Below are 16,766 nucleotides of genomic sequence, written 5' to 3'. Positions count from 1 at the left end.
AAATAGGGCTTGTCATCGACATTGCGCATACATGAGATATGTAATCATAGCAGAGTGAATGGACCCGGTGTGAGAGCGGTTGTCTGGGTGCAAGGTTGCTCCATAGGGTGTAAAGGGTGCTTTAATCCGGAGACGCATCCTGATCGTCAAGGGGGGACATTGCACGACCCGCAAAAACTCGGAAGAGACCTTGGGCACTTGAAGATTGATGGTATAACGGTTTCTGGTGGGGAACCACTTGATCAAGCGGAACAACTGGTGGATATGGTTCAAGCATTTCGAAAAATTCATTCTGGCACAGCACTTCTCTACTCGGGCTATACGGTTGAGAGTATAGTAAAAAGCGATGCCAAAAGAAAAGCACTGCTGCAATTTGATGCGGCATTAGTCGGACCTTATCTTCATCAAGCAGATGAGATTTGGCATGGGAAGAAGCTGCTTTTGCTCACAGGTCGGATATCTCCTGATGAGTTAAAGCCACAAAGAAGAGTTGAACTCATAGCAAATACCGATTCCATTCATGTAACTGGTTTTCCTACTGAACGTATGAAGAACAAGATACAAATATTGCTGTAAGATGGAGGAGCAAGAAGATGCTACAGGATTTCATCGAAGAAGTAGGTTATTTGATACGAGCACGATACAGTATTCTCTATATTTTTACTCAAGAAGAGGAGCGGGCGCTGGAGGTTTTTCAAAGCATTGGTGCGCAACTAAATAAACGTATTATCGTTTGGACCGCGACAAAGGGTCTGATTTTGGACGGGGATGAGCTAGACGCTAGGAGTACTGATTTTCGGGTAGCATTAGAGATGGCGGAAGATTTAGCGAAAGAACCGACGCTTTTTGTTTGGTGTGATCTGCATCCGTTTATTCGAGGTTCCAGTTCGCCAATATATATTAGGAAGTTTCGGGAATTTGCACAAAAAATAAGGATGGGATCACCCTCCAATTCGGTTATTATTTCTCCGAGTATAGAAATACCCATTGAGCTACAAAAGGAGATTACGATCTTGGATTTACCGCTTCCTGAACTGGAGGAGGTAAAACAGATTATCGTAAACTTCACGGATGCTTACAAGGGACGACCTGGAATCATGATTGACCAATCCCCTGAGGTGATAGAAGCTTTAGCTCGTGCGGCTGTTGGTCTTACTCGTAGTGAAATCGAAAATTGTTTAGCAAAGGCATTAGTAAAAAATAAAGGCATCTCTGATTCGGATGTTTCTACGATTTTAGAGGAAAAGAAACAGATCATTCGGAAATCAGGTATCTTGGAATATATCTCTACGGAGTCACTAAGCCTTGATCAAATTGGCGGACTCGATAATCTGAAGCGTTGGTTATTAAAGCGAAAGGCTTCTTATTCAACAGAAGCCAGAGAGTTCGGTATCCAGTGGCCTAAAGGTGTATTGCTGGTGGGGGTTCCTGGGTGCGGGAAGAGCTTGTGTGCCAAAAGTGTAGCTGCTGCTTGGCAAATGCCTCTTCTTCGCTTGGATTTAGGACGAGTATTTGCGGGCATTGTAGGCTCATCGGAGGCAAACATTCGCTCTGCTCTTGCCATGTGCGAAGCCGTCTCCCCATCCATCGTATGGATAGACGAGATTGAAAAGGCTCTTTCTGGTATTGGAAGCGGGATATCAGATGGAGGAGTCGCTACGAGAATTTTTGGAACATTGCTGACTTGGATGCAGGAGAAGAAAAGTCCAGTATTTGTTTTTGCTACAGCGAACAAAATCGAGCAGCTCCCGGCAGAGCTTCTGCGTAAAGGCAGGTTTGATGAAATCTTTTTTGTGGATTTGCCTACTCCAGAGGAACGAGCAGAAATTATTAAAATTCATCTGGATCGTCTGAAGCGACACCATACAGTGTTTGATATACCAAAACTTGTAGAAGCATCAGGGGAAGGGTACTGGGGCGAAGGAATTCGCTTGACTGGTGCAGAGATTGAATATTCCATACACGAGGGACTGATGGATGCTTTCTCCAAACGAGTTTCAGAAGGGGACCATGAACGAGATATCGTGACTGATGATATCTTACAAGCCATGAGAAGGACAGTTCCTTTGGCCAAATCAAGACGCTTAGAAGTAGAACAGCTTCGTACTTGGGCAAAGGAATACGCTATTCGCGCAAGCTTGATAAACGAGGCAATACCAGGCTTCACTCGAGAGGAAGCAGTAGGTCGAAACATTGATTTTTAGGAGGCGCCTTAAGTGAGCCACTGTACTTCATTTACGATGACTTTTCAGGACAAACGTACTCTTTTTCGGGCAATGCGAAGCCGAGGATTCCAACCGGAAAATCGGGTTTGGGTCGAATATCAGTCGCAATTCCAAAAACGGCTAGATATCGGGGGCAACATCATAGGCAAACTCCTGACGGGTATGAAGGATGGGATTCATGTCTTCTTTGTGGAAAGTGAAGAGGGGATGATACCCTATTTTGAATCAGATAATCTCTCACCGAAGGAATTGGAGAAACAAGCCCAAGTACTTCTTATGAGTATCCGAGAGGGTTATTTGCACGAATCTGTTGAAGCGGTAAAAGAATGGATTACGAATGCAGGAAGTACTGTTACTGTCAGTGAAGAAAAATCTGGTTCAATCACGTCGTTTGTGTTAACCATTGGCTCGAGTGAAAAGAGAGTCAGCCTCTCAATGGATAGCCAAGGAAAAATCGAGGAGAAGGTTGAGGGTGTCCTCGGTCGTTCATGTGTAGAATTGACCGGGCTTATGGAACAAAAGCTTTGTGGACAGAATCAGGCAGAACGGGTATGGACACACGAATACGATGCGACAGTTGAAGATCAGCAAATTCAAATCTTAAGACTTTCATAAATGATAAATTAGCAAGTTGAATCGGGGACTTCCTTTGGGGAGTCCTTTTTTCGTTAAGTTTGATTTAAAACTCCTGGAACCTATTAGATTAGACCCGAAATTGGCGCTTTAAAGCCATTATCGGAGCGCATCATGCCTTGACGTACGATTTACCTTTTCGTCTATGGCTAACTCCTTTAAATGCGGTGCTCTGGTAATTTTACGATTTAGTAAGATTGTATTCTGTATTGTAAGACAGCAGTCATTCATTTGTCTAAAGATAACATGTATGTTTAAGTCATGAAACCGACTTGGGGAGTTGAAAAGATAAAGGTAGGTAAGGTGTTTCATCTAAATAAATATTTTCAATGAGGAGATTCTGCATGAATAAAATAAATTCGTATACAAGAATAGACATTATGGATTACTTACGAGGATTTGCCTTGATTGGGGTACTTCTTGTGAATAGTTTTCAGGTGATGAATAATGTGTCGAATTATAATGAATTACATGCTGGACTGTATTATATTTTTAACAGTACATTTTATCCAATTCTATTTTTCTTATTTGGACTTGGAAGCTACTTTTTTATGAATCGATCCCAACAACAAATAAAGAACCGTTACCTTCTGTTTTTCCGTAGAATCTGCTTCTTATTTGTACTAGGACTGATTCATACATTTTATGCACCGTCAGGTATTCACGATGTGCTGATGCAGTACGCTGTCCTTGGCCTATTTATAGCTCTGTTTTTTAAAACAAATCAATGGACGAACTTAGTGGTAACGATAATCCTAATCACTTTGTCTATCGTAACTGCCTTTTGTCAACCGTTTTATGGTGAGAGAATTGGATGGCTAGAACTTATCTCAGCAATTAGTAAATGGTTATCGCTGATGATGATAGGTTTTACCATGGGCCAATTTAAAGTAATTGAAAATATCTATGGGAAAGTAAAGCATGTTTTGATTTTTTTAATTGGGATCATTTGTGCTTATGTCATTTTATATTTTGTAAATATCTCAGTAGAGATTACTCCAGCAGGCATTGAAATACTAGAAGATTATTTAGTTTCCTCGATGATGGTTAGCATCCTTATTATTTCTCTGCAATGGAATCAGATAAAAGCTATATTGTCTCCATTAAAATTATATGGACAAATGTCCTTAACAAATTATCTTGCACAAAGTGCCTTACTAATTGTTTTTAGCTCCATGATTAGTATTCATTCTTTGATTACTGTCTTAATCATTCATGCTGTTCTACTCACTAGTAGCTCCATGTGGTTAAAGTATTTTAAGATGGGACCGGTTGAACTGTTATTACGATCTTTCACTTATTGGAGTAAAGTTCAAATAAAAAAGACTAAGCAAGTTGAGAAATAAGCGAAATACGATATAGCTTAAGGGCTGGGTTCCAAATGAATGTCTCAGTACGGAATAAAAAGAGAAGAGAAGGGGCCTTCCAACTGTGGAGGTCCCTTTTTACAGTCCGCATACACCAAAATGAAGCAAAAACTACATTTCTAAAGAAGTATTGAAGTGATTTATTGCAAAGGATATACTATTCTCAAAATTAAAACAAATCAGAATGACAAAGGAGCTTCAGGTATGGCACAACTCGTAAAAGAACGGATTCGGAAGCAGTATGGAAAGCTGACAGCAAGCCAAAAAATCATCTGTAAGATCGCGATAGAAAAGCCAAGCTTACTTGCGATCCATACCGCTAAAAAAATTGCGGAGTTTACGAATACCAGTGAAGCAACCGTCATTCGCTTTTGTTACGCATTGGGTTACTCCGGATACACAGAGCTTCAGGAAGAAATCAAAAAGTCTCTTTTGATAGGGGACCAAAGGAAGGGGCCGATCCAGAAATATCGAGACACGGAGGTTACGCTCGATCTGAGCAATTACGCCCATCAAGTGATGGAGAGTGATATTGCGTATCTCCAGCAAGGCTTGCAGCAAATAGATTACAACTTGCTCCATGATGTGGTCAAAAGCATCGTGCAGGCTAACCGAATCGTAGTGGTGGGATTTCGCTGGTGCCATATTCCTGCAAAATGGTTGTTCTCGGCGTTGAATGCGATCAAAGGAAACACACATTTGTATACGGGAGCCGTTGATAACGCCGATTATTTTCTCACCGAACGAGATCAAGAATGGCTGGTCATTGCGATTTCATTTCCTCGTCATCCTAGCGAGACAGTTGCAATGGTCCATTCAGCAAAAGAGCTGGGAGCAAAGATTTTGGCGATTACGGAAGGCGAGTTCTCCCCTATCAGCCAAGTCGCAGATCATCTCCTGAAAATCACCACACCCCAACCCGTTGCCACTAGCGGTATGCCCACACTATTCTCCATGCTAAATGTCTTGATCAAAGGCGTCATGCTCCATGACGCGGGAAATGTCCAGAAACGATTGCAGCACTATGATGAAATCAGTTCGAAGCTATACTCGTTTGTCGGAGAGGAAGAGGAAGACTTCACGATCTTTTGAAAACAGTAAAAATGAGAAAAGGGAAAGGGGAATCCTGCCAATGACCAAGCCGATTTGGTTTACCGCGACTGGCGACAGCTTCATTACACGCAATCTTCCATACAGGGACCAAGCTTTTGAAGAGGTATCCAGCTTGCTGCACCGTGCGGACGTACGCATTGCGAATCTGGAGACGACCGTACACGATAACGAGGGCTATCCCAGCGCACAAAGCGGAGGCACGTGGGCGATGTCACCACCATCTGTTTTGCAAGTCATGAAAGATTATGGCTTTAACATGATTGGGTGGGCGAATAACCATACGCTTGATTATTTGTATGGGGGACTAGAAGCAACAGAACGATATCTCAATGAGTATGGCTTCGTCCATGCTGGAGCAGGAAAAAATCTCGCTGAAGCGGGGGCGCCGCGTTATCTCGAATGCGAAGGAGCCAGGGTAGCTTTCATCGCTGCAACGTCGACTTTTCATCCATGGTGGGCGGCCGGAGATCAGCGTTCGGATAGTATCGGCAGGCCAGGGATCAATCCGATGCGATATGTCATGACACACCACATTACGGAAGAAAAGCTCGCTGATTTGCAAGCCATTGCGGAGTCGACGGACATTAACGCCTTCAGCAAGCTTCTCATCGAGGAAGGCTTCATGAACGATCCGGGCAAGGAGATCTTTCTCTTCGGAAATGCGCGTTTCATGGTAAGCGACGAAGAAGGGACGACTACTCAGCCGCATCCGCGTGATCTGAACAGAATCGTCAAAACGATTGAGCAGGCAAAAAGGCGAGCTGATTACGTCATCGTGAGTATTCACGCGCATGAGATGAAGGGGGATGCGAAGGAAGTGGCGGCTGATTTCTTGCCTGTGTTCGCAAAAGCTTGCATCGATGCGGGGGCACACGCCGTGGTGGGACACGGCCCCCATTTATTACGCGGCATTGAAATCTACAACAATCGGCCGATCTTTTACAGCTTGGGGGATTTTATTTTTCAGACAGAAGCCGTTACGAGTCAGCCAGCTGATTTCTACGAGCACTATGGTTTAGACCACAACCATAATGTGGCAGACGCGTTGGAAGAGATGAGTGCCAACTACACACGCGGACTCTGTATGCACAAAGAGGTGTGGGAGTCGGTTATTCCCTTGTGGAAAATGCAAGATGGTGAACTGCTCGAACTGGAGCTGCATCCGATTGAATTAGGCTTTGATCTGCCTGTACATCGTATGGGGTGGCCGAAATTAAGCGAGGATATCTCCATCTTAGAGGGGCTCAAAGCTTTGAGTGAACCATATGGCACAGTGATTGAGATTACGGATGGAATTGGGCGCGTCCGACTTTCAAAATAGTGGGAAACAGCGGTAGTCTATTTCCTACACAAATGGAGTGATTCACATGATGGCCAGAATCACCATGATTATGTTGTTTTTGCTATACATGATCAATTATGCGGATAAAACGATTGCGGGATATTCTGCCGTGCCGATCATGACTGAATTTTCATTGAACGAGAAAGAATGGGGACTTGTTGGAAGTAGCTTCTTTTGGTTTTTCTCCATTGCCGGGATTGTAGGCGCGGCATTATCGGATCGCATCGGGACGAAAAAAATGCTGGCGATCATGGCACTGTCCTGGACTGTCATCCAATTCGGCGCTTATGCGATCGCGGGTTTGCCGATGCTTGTCGTAGCGCGGGTATTGCTTGGGATAGGCGAAGGGCCATTTTGGGCAACGGTTGTCAGCCATCTGAACAAATGGTTTCCCGAAGAAAAGCGTGGATTGGTTTATTCCACCGTGAACTTTGGTGCTTTCGTCGGTGCGGTTGCTTCCGCACCGATGATTGTCGCGCTGATCGATAGCTATGGATGGCGATTTTCCTGGGCGTTTATGGGCGCACTCAGTCTGATATGGCTCCTGGTCTGGTTGTGGATCGGAAAAGAAAAACCACATGTCATTGTCGCTCCTGCAAAAGGCGCAGCTCCTCCCTTGCCAAAAGCGAAATGGTCGGATATATCCAGTATCTTGCTCTCATCCACGTTTCTATTCTGTTTTTTAATCTATTTCGCACAAATATGGGGGACGACCTTCGCATCCGTTTGGGAGCCTGTCTATCTCGTCAAGGTCTTCCAGTTTACGAATCAGGAAATGGCCTATGCGATTGCTGGCACAGGACTTTTAGCCGGACTGATGACCATACTCATTTCTTCAATCGGTGATCGTTTCTTTAAAAAGCATCGCAGCTATCGCAAATCATACGTTTTGGTTGGCGGTGTTTCGATTATTTTAGGGGGACTGTGCTTTTATGGTGTGACTCTCGTTCAATCTACAGTATTTGTTTTGATCTTTCTGTGCCTCGGAAAAGGGTTTGCCTTTTCTGTTGGGACAGCTGCCTCTGTCATTGTTAGCAGCTTGTTGCCGGAACGCACGGGACTTTTAGTAGGCGTGTTGTCCAGCCTGGTTACATTGGCAGGGATCATCTCGCCGTTGGTAACGGGCGCTATTGTTCAGTTAGCTGGAGATATTGGAACTGGTTTTGGCAACGCCATGATCGTCAACGGGTTGCTTTTTATCATTTGCGGCGTGCTTTTCCTGCTCTTTGTGAAGCGCAATGAACAAGTCAGTCAATCAGCACCGCCAATCTCCCATGTTTCCTAAAAGTAATGCTTTATAGGCTTGGCTCCAAGTGTTAAAATTTTCTGAAAAGGGGGTAGGTGTGCGATGTATCATTTGAATGAAAGCCTCATGCAGAGCGCGAAACAATTTGCGGATCGTCCAGCCTTTGTCTTTATGGGAGAAACGACGACGTATGCACAATTCAATCAGCAGGTCGAACATCTCGCAGCAGGACTTGCCCAGCACGGGATTGGAAAAGGGGATGCTGTCGCCCTGCTCATGGATAATCGGCCGCATTTTGTAACCGCTTACTATGCGATACTCCGCGTAGGGGCAGTCGTTGTTCCCATGAACCCCATCTATACGGCGCGCGAAATTAGCTTCATTCTTTCGAACAGTAAAGCAAAGGCAGCCATTGCCTTATCGGCGTTGCAGCCGGTACTAACCCCGATGAAGGACGAAATAGAAGATTTACAGCTTCTCATCTACACGGAATCTATTGAAAATGAAATAACGATCGATCAGCTTGTACAGGAAGGGCAAGAGTCAGAGGTAGGCTACGCGGAGCCGGAACGAAACGAAGACGACCTCGCTGTTATTCTGTACACATCAGGTACGACCGGCCAGCCAAAAGGAGCGATGCTCTCCCACAGGAATATGGCTTCGAATGCGGATGCGATGGGGATATTGTTCGAGTTGGTGCCAGAAGATCGCATGGTCGCTGTACTCCCGATGTTTCACGTCTTCTGCATGACGGTGTGCATGAATGGCCCGATTCAAACGGGTGCAGCCATTATTATCGTGCCAAAATTTCATCCGGTAGACGTCCTCCAAACGATTCGTGAGCAAAAAGCCACATGCTTTGCAGGCGTTCCGACCATGTACAACTATCTGCTACAGGTGCCGACTGCGACAAAAGAAGATTTCTCATCCATCCGGATATACTGCTCGGGAGGTGCATCCATGCCCGTCGAGCTCCTGCACAAGTTTGAAGCAAAATACGATGCCAAGGTGCTGGAAGGCTACGGATTGTCCGAGGCAGCCCCAGCTACCACATTCAATCCATTGCATGGGACCAGAAAGCCAGGATCGGTTGGAATCGATATCCCGCTTGTGAAAAACAAGGTCGTCGATCCCGAAGGAAACGAAGTCGCACGTGGAGAAGTGGGTGAGCTGGTAGTACAAGGGCCCAACGTCATGATAGGGTACCTCGGTTTGCCAGATGATACGGCCGCAGCGCTTCGAGATGGTTGGCTGTATACGGGAGACATGGCGCGTATGGACGAAGAAGGATATGTGTACATCGTTGACCGCAAAAAAGACATGATTCTCGTTGACGGCTATAACGTGTACCCGCGTGAGGTAGAAGAAGTGTTATACCAGCATCCCGCGATTATCGAGGCGGCTGTGATCGGAATTCCTGACGAGGTGCATGGCGAGGCAGTCAAGGCATTTGTGGCATTGAAGGAAATAGCGGTTTCTCAAGAGGATATCATGGCGTTTTGTCGTGACAAACTGGCGAAATACAAAGTTCCTCGTCAGGTGGAATTCGTAGCGGAGCTTCCCAAAAACACGACAGGGAAAATCTTGCGTCGCTCGTTACGCACCACGTAAACGATTGCACGACGGGATGTGGAGGTGTTTGGATTGCTGCGTTTGATTCATGCAACGGAGGATGATGAATACGAACAAGCACGTGAACTTTTTTGGGAATATGTAGATTCATTAGGAGTTGATTTGAGCTTTCAAAACATTGCGATTGAATTGCAAAATATACCCGGCGAATACGCACCACCAGACGGCTGTATTTTGTTGGCACTAGATAACGAACAGCCCGCAGGGTGTGTTGCCTTACGAAAAATAGATGAACAAGTTTGCGAAATGAAGAGATTGTACGTGAAGCCTGAATGGAAGGGAAGAGGAGTAGGGAAAAAATTAGCATTGTCGATCATCGACGAAGCGAAAATTCGAGGCTATTCATTCATCCGATTAGATACGCTTCCTACGATGGAACAAGCGATTCAGCTTTACCGCTCGTTGGAATTCTATCCAATTGAGCCCTACCGTTTCAATCCGATTGAAGGCACGCTGTACATGGAGAAACAGCTCAAATAACCCATTTGCAAAATGGTCTCCCAACGATACCAACCTAGAATCATTAGGTCGCGGGGAGGCTTTTTTCTGTTCTTTACACTCACCTTTATGTAAGTAACTGAACAAAATGTGCGTACTTACAAATTTGTAGCAAGCATTTTATACTCATAAAACAACAAACTTCAAGGAGGACCTTACATTGAAAACGCTTGTAATCGTCACACATCCAAGCATTGAAACATCCGTCATCAATAAGAGATGGGTAGAAGAACTTAAAAAATATCCAGAAAAGTATACCGTACACGAATTGCATAAGGTTTACCCGGATGGAAACATTGATGTGGAAAAAGAACAACAATTGGTTGAATCGCATGGACATCTAGTATTACAGTTCCCAGTCTACTGGTTTAATTGTCCGCCTCTCCTGAAAAAATGGCTGGACGATGTTTTTGCATATGGGTGGGCGTACGGTTCAAAAGGAGGCGATAAATTAAAGAATCGCAAAGCTGCATTAGCGGTATCAGCGGGAATTAGGAAGGAGGATTATCAGGAAGAGGGAAGGTATCGGTATACGCTTGGGCAAATATTGACTCCTTTTGAAACAACCTTCCGCTACTGCCACTCGGATTATCGCTCTTTCTTTGCGTATTATGGTGCGGAGACTGAGTCAGGGGAAAATGTACCTGGTCAAGAACTTGAGCCGACTGGTAGCGTATTGGATAAGAGCGCACAAGATTATGTGAAATTCATCGATAACCTGTAAGAAGCCCAAAGAAAAAAGAAGTATTTCCGCGGTTGGGAGATACTTCTTTTCCAGTTAGAAACGATCGTTAGGCCTGCTTCTTTACATCCTCCTGAGGCTGCAAGCTGTTTTTCTCACCCCAGTCGCACATCATATTTAATAAAGGGATGAGAGAAAGACCACGTTCTGTTAAGGAATATTCCACTTTGGGAGGGACTTGGGGAAATTGCTTGCGGATGATCAAATCATCTGCCTCCAGCTCTTTTAACATCAAGCTCAGCGTTTTAAAAGAAATGGTACCGATACTTCGCTTTAGCTCATTATGCCGCATCACCTTCTTTTCAGCGAGCCAATACAAAATGATCATTTTATATTTACCGCCGATTAAAGACAACGTATAACCAAAACCAGTGTCTTTCAGCTCCACACCAGTCGGAACACAGGTTTCACGCAAGAATCACACTCTCCTTTGGGAAGTATGGTTTGTAAATGCATATACTTTACCATACATCATACTGCCATTTTAGGAAAGTGATGCAGAGCATGAAACCCGTGGACCTTTATGATTCGACACTCTTTTGATGGCGCTCAAGCTTGCCAGGGCCTGCGTATAGTACAGAAAAGAAACCAATAACGGCGAAAATCAATCCCACGATATAACCATGATTGATGGCAGTACCTAGAGCGTCACTTAGAAATGAATGAACACTCGGCTGGATTTTTAAAGGCTCACGCATGAGAACTTCAGGATTAAGCAGATCAGCTGCTTTCTCCAAGGAAATGCCATGTAATGACGCCCCGGTGGATACGATACTCGCATAGTTTTGGTTCACAACAGCAGCCGTGATCGATGCACCGAGTACGCCTCCCATGTTTCGGCAAAACCCAACGATCGAGGAAGAAATACCGATATATGGTTTATCGACGGAATGCACGATCGCATTTTGTGCAACGCTCATTAACGGCCCGATTGCAGCAAACCCGAACAGAATCATCAAGAGTGTTAAGAAAAAGAAGGAAATGCCCGTTGAAACGTACATAAGCAAAATAGAACTTACTACACTAGCGAGCATAGAGAACGCCATGAGAGATCGGAAGGAAAACTTTGTTTGCAACATTCCGAATACCACGGCACCTCCCGTTAAAGAGAGCATCAACGGAGTCAAAACACTATTGGAGTTCGGATACCCGAGCACGGCCACAGCGAAAATAGGCAAATAAGTGATGGCAGCAAACATGATGGCACCTTGAGAGAGACACGCGATACAAGTTGCGACCACCATTCGGTTTTGGAAAATCTGGAAAGGAAGGATCGGTTCCTGTGCATGACGTTCTACCAGAATAAAAGCAATCCCTACTATTATGGCTAGGGCAAATAGTGAGATGATTTGCCACGATGACCACTCATATGCTTTTCCTCCCCATTCAAGCGCGAGCATGACAGCTATACAGGAGACGATTAATGTAACAGTACCCAAATAGTCAATCTTTGGCTTTGATTGAGAACGAGATTCTTTCAAGGAAAACAGAAGCGTTAAGAGAGACAACAAACCGATCGGTACATTGACATAAAAGCACCAACGCCACCCAAAGTAATCAGAGAGCAAGGTCCCGACTTGAGGTCCGGCGATTGAAGAGAGCCCAAAGATTCCGGCAAACACACCAGAGATTCGTGCCGTATATTTCGGATCAGAGGATAGCGTAAATAGGATTGTGAAAGTAATCGGAAAGAGAGCCCCTGAACCAATTCCTTGAAGGGCACGGAAAGCAATTAGCTGTTCGATGCTTTGGGCAACGCCACAAAGTGCCGAGCCAATGAGAAAAATCGTGATGCCAAGTAAGTAAAACAACTTGCGTCCAAAAAGATCGGACATTTTTCCGAAGATGAGCATCGTACTGGTTGCGGCTAATACGTACGAAGTGAAAACCCAGCTCATGCTTTCAAAGCCACCGATATCTTTAATAATGTGACTAATGGCCGCTGAGGTGATGGTATTGTCGAGGGATGACATCAGTAAGCCAAGTGCCATTGCAAGGATAATGAAGCGGTTACGTTTTTCGGATTGTGACATAAAAAGCGTACTCCTATCTCTTTTTCTATTGATTTAGCAAACTTCGCTACAAGACTATTATTTGTGCTTTCGTTGCCAAGAAATAGGGAAAGAACAGTTGCAAATAAAACTTTACCTCGTTACAATCCATGCGTACCATTTTGCTATAAGAGGGGCTATCGGCGAAAAAGCAAAAGGAGCTGTCGCGGTGCGACAACTCCAGAATATCCATTTGAATAAATTTTGAATAGAATCTAAGCCAATGCTTTAGCGAGCAAGTAAAACCGGTGCTGTGTCACCTCGAAGTAACCCTGCTGTTCAATGTGCAGATGAATGCTGTATAGCTCTTCTCTGTATTTATCGACTTCGAAATCCGGAATCTGCCACGGAATGGCCTTCTTTAATCAAGCATGAGATACCAATAAATTGCAATCTCATCACTATCTTTATCTAGACCTCTGTAGATGTAGGAATCGAAACCTCCGATGACAAAACCACAACTTTCATAAAATTTACATGCGCGGACATTATTACTTTGTGTCTCCAGCATGATTCCCGTCATACCGCCATCCTTCGCCCAGCGTTTCGCTTGTTCGATTAGTTTTTTGCCGAGACCGTATCCGCGATATTGCTTATCAACTTTGATATCTTCCACATAGGCAAATTTGTTCCAATTTCTTTTCAAAACAATTTGGCCCACAACTTGATTGTTTACGAGCGCTATATAAATGATTTGATGGGGATTGCCGATATAGTTCGAATAATCCTCAATCGTATCTTCTTCAAGCTGTTCATCATCGTAGCTTTTCGTTCTAAGAGGTCTCTCCTTCACCGTATATCCGATTTGCTGTCCGATTAGTTGCAAGACAAGGGTAGAGTCTACGATAAAGCTCCCATCAATGTTTGCACCACACTCATCGTCCCCAGCCCGCAGTTCTCTAATGAAAATATCCATATTCGTCCTCCTCTGTATTTATAAGGTGAGAATAGGGATAGAAAGGGGGACCGCGGACTTAACGGAATACGTATTGCTCCGCCATTTGCAGAACCTCCTCGTATTATTTTGTATGTAAGATTCTCTCAATAATTGTACAATGATTGCTCAGTAGGTGCTACAGCTTTTCATGCGGGAACGATCGTATTCATCTCACATGATGGCTGATTGCTGAAAAACGGCTCTTGCAGTTGACTTTGCCCTTAGGGGAAGGGGTATAAGTATCGATATAGATTGAAGAATGGAGGTGAGTCTGTGCTATCAATCGGAGAGTTTTCTAAGATATGCGGAGTGACAACTAAAACGCTTCGCTATTATGCCGAAATCGGATTAATGAACCCGGACGAGATTCATCCTGAAAATGGCTATCGATATTATTCCATCAAGCAAATGAAAAAGATGCTCTTCATCAATCGTTTGAAATCGTATCATTTTTCGCTGGACGAAATAAAAGCCATTCTGGAAAGGGAAGAAGATCAATCGGAAGAGAAGCTCGTTACCGTGCTTCTTCGCAAGCAAAGGGAAATGTATGAAAAACGAAACGCGTTGGACTATACCATCAAACAACTGAACCATGATCTTTTGAAAATGGAGCAGGGGATCCCCATGATGGCATACCTTGACAACATTGAAGTAGAGCTTGTCGAGACCCAGTCCATCCATATTCTTTCGTTGCGTCAGGTGATGACGAGTGATGATTACGCAACAGGATATAGAAAGTATTTTCGTAAGCTGTATGAAAGGATTGCGACTGAAAAGCTCACCTTGCTCGGTACGCCAATAACGATTTATCACAGCCCGGAATTCAATCCCGCCGGAAATGATACCGAGTTTGCACTCCCAGTCGCGGAGGCTGTAATGGGAACAAGAGATTTGCCAGGGGGACTTTGTGCAAAGTCTGTATGTAAGGGGCCTTACTCAGAATTGACATCGGTATATGCCAGGCTGAGGGAATGGGTAGAAAAGGAAGGTTATGAATTGGTGAGATCACCCTACGAAGTCTATGTAACCGAACCCGATCATGCCAGCGTTCCTGAGGAGCTTGTTACGGAAGTGTATTTTCCGGTTAGAAAAAAATGACATTCTCTTGTGGAGGAGGGAATTATCATGCAAAGAAACGATTGGTCACCTACAAAATGGCAAGCAGTTGATCCGGCTCTCTTGAACGTGGACGGTGAAAAACTAGCAGAGCTAGACCCTATCATTAAAGCCTCGTACAGCAACATAAACGGGATCATTCTTGTAAGAAATGGTTATATCGTTCATGAAAGGTACTATCATGGCTATGGACTGAAAGATAGACATCATGTAGCGTCTGTAACGAAAAGTATTCTATCTGCTCTCATTGGAATTTCCATAGAGAAAAGGTTTATCAAAAATGTTGACCAAAAGGTGCTGGATTATTTCCCAGACTATGCACCCGATCATACGGAAACGTATAAACAATCAATTACCATACGCCATCTCCTCACGATGACAGCCCCCTATCCTTTTGAGGACTGGCACGAACCACTGGACAAGATGTGTATGCAGTCCGATTGGGTAACATATACCCTCGATATGCTCGGGCAAAAGGGAAGGATTGGCGCGTTTAAGTATTCGACTGCTGGGGCGCATCTGCTTTCAGCCATCCTCACACGGAGCACAGGAAAAAGTGCCCGGGAATTTGCCAACGAACACTTGTTTAAATCCATCGGCATAGAAGAAATCCCAGATTATAATATGAAAGCGTTTGGGTTTGAAGATTTATTCGGGAAAGATGTGAGAGGGTGGGTAAAAGATCCTGACAACAACTCCACAGGAGGGTGGGGGCTCACGTTAACTCCCCGTGACATGGCACGTATTGGCTTGCTCTATCTAAATCGTGGTTGCTGGGACAATCATCAGATCATTCCAGTAGCTTGGATAGATGAATCAACCGCGATGAATCTCAATCACTACGGGTATCTATGGTGGTTACGTGAAGAGGACGGTGTTTTTTCATATGCTGCACTGGGCGATGGCGGAAATGTTATCTGTTGCATACCAGAAAAAAAACTCGTCGTAGCCATTGCATCGGAGTTCATGCCAAATTCTCGTGATCGATGGAAACTAATCAAAGAGCATATTATCAAGGCGGTAATCTAAGGCATCGAGTAGGAATTGAAACAAAGAACCGGGGAGTTGCAGCTCACCCGGTTTCGCTGTTAAACGATCGTTTAACTTCACTTTACTTGGAAGCGTAATTTTCGGCAGCAATGCAAATGTAGTAGCTTAATCCTGTTTGTTGTTCTTCCAGCATAGAGCGGTGGAACTCATCTGATAGAAAAAATCGTGACTGCTCGGCAAAAGCTCTCGCATCAATCGGCTGGTCTTTTTGTAAAAAAGCAAGATGGTTTTCGATCGCAGAAACCACTGTTTCATCGTCGACACTTTTGTTGTTTTTCAGCGCATCGGCCATAAACGTCATGAAAGCCTTCGCTTCGGCAGCTTTTTCATTCAAGGAAGCCACGTCCAGATTCTCTGCATCCAATTGAAAATTGTATGCTTTCTGCAAATGCTCATTTTGTTGAGTGAATGCTTGCTTCCATTCTTCCTCGTTCAATCCATCAAACATGTTTTCTGTGGACATATTTCCTTGCTTCCTTTCGTGTTGAATCGTTTCTTCGAGCGTATTCAAGATGCGCTCCAATCGGAGCTGGCGTGCCTTTAACATCGCTTGCTGCTCACTTAAACAACGAAGTCGATCTGGTTCGTGATCAAGTGCAGCTTTAATGCTGTCCAATGAAAAATCTAGCTCACGATAAAACAAGATTTGTTGTAACCGCTTGAGCTCATTCTCACCGTAATAGCGGTACCCATTTTCTGTAACGACTTCTGGCATTAGCAAACCAATCTTTTGATAGTGATACAGTGTCTTGATTGTGGTACCAGACAGTTTGGCTACATCGTTAACGGTATACAACATGGCGATTCACCTCCT

The 16,766-nt window shown here is 44.3% G+C and carries 16 protein-coding genes and 1 pseudogene; 12 read left to right on the top strand and 5 right to left on the bottom strand.

The genetic code is table 11. The features are described 5' to 3' along the window. The first annotated feature begins 9 nt into the window (after positions 1 to 9). From ODZ53_RS05535 to ODZ53_RS05490, 10 genes are all read left to right on the top strand, one after another. Positions 10 to 576 (top strand): 4Fe-4S single cluster domain-containing protein, encoded by a 567-nt coding sequence (locus ODZ53_RS05535; protein ID WP_372676254.1) that lies wholly within the window; start codon positions 10 to 12, stop codon positions 574 to 576. Positions 577 to 593: 17 nt separating this feature from the next. Then, on the top strand, positions 594 to 2,204 hold the full coding sequence (locus tag ODZ53_RS05530) for an AAA family ATPase (protein WP_372676253.1): 1,611 nt from the start codon (positions 594 to 596) through the stop codon (positions 2,202 to 2,204). Between the two features lie 12 nt (positions 2,205 to 2,216). Further along, positions 2,217 to 2,840 carry a DUF2997 domain-containing protein gene (locus ODZ53_RS05525; RefSeq protein ID WP_372676252.1) on the top strand — a complete coding sequence of 208 codons (624 nt, stop codon included), beginning with the start codon at positions 2,217 to 2,219 and terminating at the stop codon, positions 2,838 to 2,840. A gap of 362 nt (positions 2,841 to 3,202) precedes the next feature. Beyond that, positions 3,203 to 4,204 (top strand): DUF418 domain-containing protein, encoded by a 1,002-nt coding sequence (locus tag ODZ53_RS05520; RefSeq protein ID WP_372676251.1) that lies wholly within the window; start codon positions 3,203 to 3,205, stop codon positions 4,202 to 4,204. A 225-nt stretch (positions 4,205 to 4,429) separates the two neighbouring features. Continuing rightward, positions 4,430 to 5,317 carry a MurR/RpiR family transcriptional regulator gene (locus tag ODZ53_RS05515; protein ID WP_372676250.1) on the top strand — a complete coding sequence of 296 codons (888 nt, stop codon included), beginning with the start codon at positions 4,430 to 4,432 and terminating at the stop codon, positions 5,315 to 5,317. Between the two features lie 40 nt (positions 5,318 to 5,357). Continuing rightward, the gene (locus ODZ53_RS05510; protein ID WP_372676249.1) at positions 5,358 to 6,659 is read left to right on the top strand and encodes a CapA family protein; all 1,302 of its coding nucleotides are present in this window, start codon (positions 5,358 to 5,360) and stop codon (positions 6,657 to 6,659) included. A gap of 46 nt (positions 6,660 to 6,705) precedes the next feature. After that, the gene (locus ODZ53_RS05505; protein ID WP_372676248.1) at positions 6,706 to 7,965 is read left to right on the top strand and encodes an MFS transporter; all 1,260 of its coding nucleotides are present in this window, start codon (positions 6,706 to 6,708) and stop codon (positions 7,963 to 7,965) included. Between the two features lie 63 nt (positions 7,966 to 8,028). Further along, entirely contained in the window at positions 8,029 to 9,537 is a 1,509-nt protein-coding gene (locus ODZ53_RS05500) for a fatty acid--CoA ligase family protein (protein WP_372676247.1), read from the top strand. Between the two features lie 24 nt (positions 9,538 to 9,561). Then, a complete protein-coding gene (locus tag ODZ53_RS05495) occupies positions 9,562 to 10,038 on the top strand; it encodes a GNAT family N-acetyltransferase (RefSeq protein ID WP_372676246.1) in 477 nt (158 codons plus the stop codon). Between the two features lie 178 nt (positions 10,039 to 10,216). Beyond that, entirely contained in the window at positions 10,217 to 10,780 is a 564-nt protein-coding gene (locus tag ODZ53_RS05490; protein WP_372676245.1) for an NAD(P)H-dependent oxidoreductase, read from the top strand. Positions 10,781 to 10,847: 67 nt separating this feature from the next. Here ODZ53_RS05490 and ODZ53_RS05485 read toward each other — a convergent pair whose 3' ends face one another. The 4 genes and pseudogenes from ODZ53_RS05485 to ODZ53_RS05470 form a co-directional block, all read right to left on the bottom strand. After that, on the bottom strand, positions 10,848 to 11,213 hold the full coding sequence (locus ODZ53_RS05485) for a winged helix-turn-helix transcriptional regulator (RefSeq protein WP_372676244.1): 366 nt from the start codon (positions 11,211 to 11,213) through the stop codon (positions 10,848 to 10,850). Between the two features lie 106 nt (positions 11,214 to 11,319). Beyond that, positions 11,320 to 12,831, bottom strand: a complete 1,512-nt coding sequence (locus tag ODZ53_RS05480; protein WP_372676243.1) for an MFS transporter — start codon at positions 12,829 to 12,831, stop codon at positions 11,320 to 11,322. Between the two features lie 233 nt (positions 12,832 to 13,064). Further along, positions 13,065 to 13,208 (bottom strand): annotated as a pseudogene (locus ODZ53_RS05475) (class I SAM-dependent methyltransferase); the annotation flags it as partial. A 2-nt stretch (positions 13,209 to 13,210) separates the two neighbouring features. Next, positions 13,211 to 13,765, bottom strand: coding sequence for a GNAT family N-acetyltransferase (locus ODZ53_RS05470; RefSeq protein WP_372676242.1), 555 nt, complete (start codon positions 13,763 to 13,765; stop codon positions 13,211 to 13,213). A gap of 294 nt (positions 13,766 to 14,059) precedes the next feature. Between ODZ53_RS05470 and ODZ53_RS05465 the strand changes: the two genes are divergently transcribed. After that, on the top strand, positions 14,060 to 14,884 hold the full coding sequence (locus tag ODZ53_RS05465) for a MerR family transcriptional regulator (protein ID WP_372676241.1): 825 nt from the start codon (positions 14,060 to 14,062) through the stop codon (positions 14,882 to 14,884). Positions 14,885 to 14,911: 27 nt separating this feature from the next. Continuing rightward, a complete protein-coding gene (locus ODZ53_RS05460) occupies positions 14,912 to 15,931 on the top strand; it encodes a serine hydrolase domain-containing protein (protein ID WP_372676240.1) in 1,020 nt (339 codons plus the stop codon). Positions 15,932 to 16,013: 82 nt separating this feature from the next. Here the strand turns inward: ODZ53_RS05460 and ODZ53_RS05455 are convergent, their stop codons facing one another. Next, positions 16,014 to 16,751, bottom strand: a complete 738-nt coding sequence (locus ODZ53_RS05455; RefSeq protein WP_372676239.1) for a MerR family transcriptional regulator — start codon at positions 16,749 to 16,751, stop codon at positions 16,014 to 16,016. Positions 16,752 to 16,766 lie beyond the last annotated feature (15 nt).

This window comes from Brevibacillus sp. BD137 (assembly GCF_041644655.1).
GTDB lineage: Bacteria > Bacillota > Bacilli > Brevibacillales > Brevibacillaceae > Brevibacillus > Brevibacillus brevis_D.
The sequence above is the reverse complement of the archived record's forward strand: the minus strand, read 5'-3'. Positions and strand labels throughout refer to the sequence as shown.